Raw genomic sequence first — 2,905 nt, forward strand, 5'->3', positions numbered from 1 at the left:
GATTGAACCCTAAGAAGTCAAAACCATTGCTGATGTGGGTAATATGCGTTTTCTCTTCGGAGAGTGTTAAGCCTCTTTCCGCTAAGAAATCAGCGATCAACGGTTTGATATCGTTCTCGAGCACTCCTTTCACCCTGCATGCGGCTCCGCACAGGGCGGTTCCCAAAGACTTTCAGAACATGTTGGCCGATTAGCTCCGACATATCCCAATGCTGGCTGCTGTATTATCAACGCCAACACTCCTCAAACCCGGTCGGGTATGAAATATTGAGTTGCACAGACTCCTCACTGATCTTCAGGTTCAAGCCTTCACCATGTCCAATCCATTACAATGGGCGTTGGGCTACTATGCCGTCTGCTGACTTCTGCTTAATAGCATGCCGAGTTAACCCGTCATGCGCTATCGGTTTCCATCTGGTTCGCTCTTTTCAGTCGATGAAATTGAAAAGCCAAGGCACTTATAAACCAGAGTCTTACTGGTTAATGACCGATCACGTTTTAAACAGATCTCACCAGATAAGGACATGAACTTTCTTTGCACTGCTGCATCATTTACGGTGGCCATTAGATCACGTGGTTTCGTCGTCTTGTACCCTTGCTTTGCGGGGCAGCTCCTGCCAACTCGCCTCTAACCTACGCCTCATATTATGTTCTTGTTCATCAGCTCGTACTCTTTACAATATAAGGCTAGCGGCTTCCTCCAGACCAAACCTTGCGATTAAGCCCTTGCCATTCGCTAGTAGTTAACGTTTAATAACAGCATGTTATTTAAACGGTGATCTTCCTACAGAGGACTTTCACCTCATTAGTTCATGCCCATGCTGGGCGTACACAAGGCAATGAAAAATCGCCCACAAAAAACGTGGGCTGGACTCGCTAACGCTCGCCTTTTATTGCGGCGTTAGCCGCATAAATCGAAACGGAATTGACCGCGAAATATGAGATATTAACAATGGATAATAATGATTCATACTTAGACCCCAAGACTGTCCGGATGTTTTATTGTTTAGTTTTAAGAGATGTTATTCCGCACAATCCGACAGTGGGTCGCACAGAAGAAAAGGGTGGGACTCTGACAGATAAAGAATGGGAGGCTGAGTTTTGCGATTCTATGAATCTTCAATTAGAGGAACTATTGCAACCTCTGGGTTACCAAATTGCCTTTGACACGCAAACTGGAGTTCGTCCATTTGAAAAACAGCAATTAACCTATCTCATCCCTTTTCTGGTTTCCAAAGTACATGAATTCAAGGCTGAAAATATTATTATCCCAAAACCCGGTTACTCAGGTTTCAAAGTCGAAGATAGAGCCTTGTCTTCGGTTCAGGAAGCGTTGGCCCAAGATATTCGTGACACGATAGGTACAAATGTGACTATCCATGAACTCGTATTCAGCATGGTCACGTCAAGAAGTTTTGTTTTTGAAATCTTTTATGAGGGTAGTTTCAGAGTTAAGCGTGAGTTGTCTGATGAAGATGTTGAATCTGAGGGTGGTGTTAGAGATGCATTGGAATCATTTTTTGATGAAATAGTGTCGGCTATTGAGCCGTTTGGATTCGAGATAACGAGTACGCCGTCAAGTCGTCAAAGAAGCCGCAACAATGAATATCTCTTTAGTGTTTACTATGCGCCAACAATCGGTTTCAGGGAGAGTGACGTTCAGGGAGAAGGATGCTATGCGATAAGAGGCGATGCCTCCACTGATGAGGTCAATGAGCATGGTATTGATTTTCAGGACTCTTTGGTGGATGAGGCTAATGCATTGCTGAATTCAACTCTCAATGAAAATTTGCCAGCCGATGCTGATCTAATTTCCTGTGAAATCAGCTATGTTGACGATCCAGAGGAAGCCTTTGATATTTGTGACGATTTGATATTTGAACAAAACCAATATTACGAGGCTAGCATGATAGAACGACCAGAAAATGAATTAAAAATTGTAACACCCCGTGATCCTTTACCTACGGTTGAGATTGATATTGATTCAATCCCTGAAGGCTTGCATGGTTATAGCGATCTGGTAACGAGGGCATTGTCTGCTGTTGCTGAAGAGTCTATAAATTTAAGGGCTACGATTTATGTCTACCAAGGCATGAGTGTCAATTTTCATCAGCAAACGTGGTCCGCTTTTTTCGGTGTTGCTGGTGACAAGGAATTATTGAATGTGCTGCTAAAAGCATTTCAATCAGCGAAAGTGGGTAATGTCAGACTCAGCGACTACATCGATCCATCAACGGCAACCAGAGATTTTCATGTTCATGATGGCCATGTTTGGCGTCCGTTAGAAGCGGGCACTTGGTACACCGAATCACATGCTGAGAAGAATTTAGAGGAAAATATTGTTTCGGAAACTGAAGATTTAGAGCTTGATGGTGAGATTACTAATGGAGAAGGTAGTCGAATATCTAATCCAACCCGTTTTAGGGTTGCGCGAGCCGATGCAAGCATTGGATCTATTTGTAAGAAAATAGAAGAAGTATTCGGGGTTCCAGAGGGAGCTGTCAAACTATGTGCTCCTAACGGAAAACCTTTACGTAGTGACGCAAAAATATCAACTTTGCGAAGACGCTGGGAACAGTAATGTTTGCGACTTCGGCTAACAACGCAAATGCACTCGGACAGCCAAAAGCTGCGCCGCTCGTGCCTCGCTATGCAGTTTTAGGCTGCCGGTGATTTGCAACGTTACCCATAGAAAATTTAACCTGAAACTCATGAATTAGAATTAATGGTCTAACTCGGAAATGTCCATTTTTGAGTCAGCTACATCTTCGCTGACTAACTTATGTCGGATAGACGACACTTGTTACCAAGTGCCGCCCTCCTAAGAACCCAGCGTGCAACTTTCACTGCACTAGGCTCAAGCCTCCACAAAGGTATCGTTTGATACCCAGCAACTTATAAAGCA

At 43.8% G+C, this 2,905-nt stretch carries 1 protein-coding gene; it reads left to right on the forward strand.

The window, feature by feature from the left end; genetic code table 11:
- Nucleotides 1-952 precede the first annotated feature (952 nt).
- Entirely contained in the window at nucleotides 953-2,581 is a 1,629-nt protein-coding gene (locus H5125_RS21485) for a hypothetical protein (RefSeq protein WP_182745455.1), read from the forward strand.
- Nucleotides 2,582-2,905: the final 324 nt, after the last annotated feature.

Source organism: Shewanella sp. SR44-4, assembly GCF_014163715.1.
Taxonomy (GTDB): Bacteria; Pseudomonadota; Gammaproteobacteria; order Enterobacterales; family Shewanellaceae; genus Shewanella.

What these genes read in the sequence shown, in the direction of transcription:
- H5125_RS21485 (WP_182745455.1), top strand. Translation starts at nt 953, where the DNA reads ATGGATAATAATGATTCATACTTAGACCCCAAGACTGTCCGGATGTTT.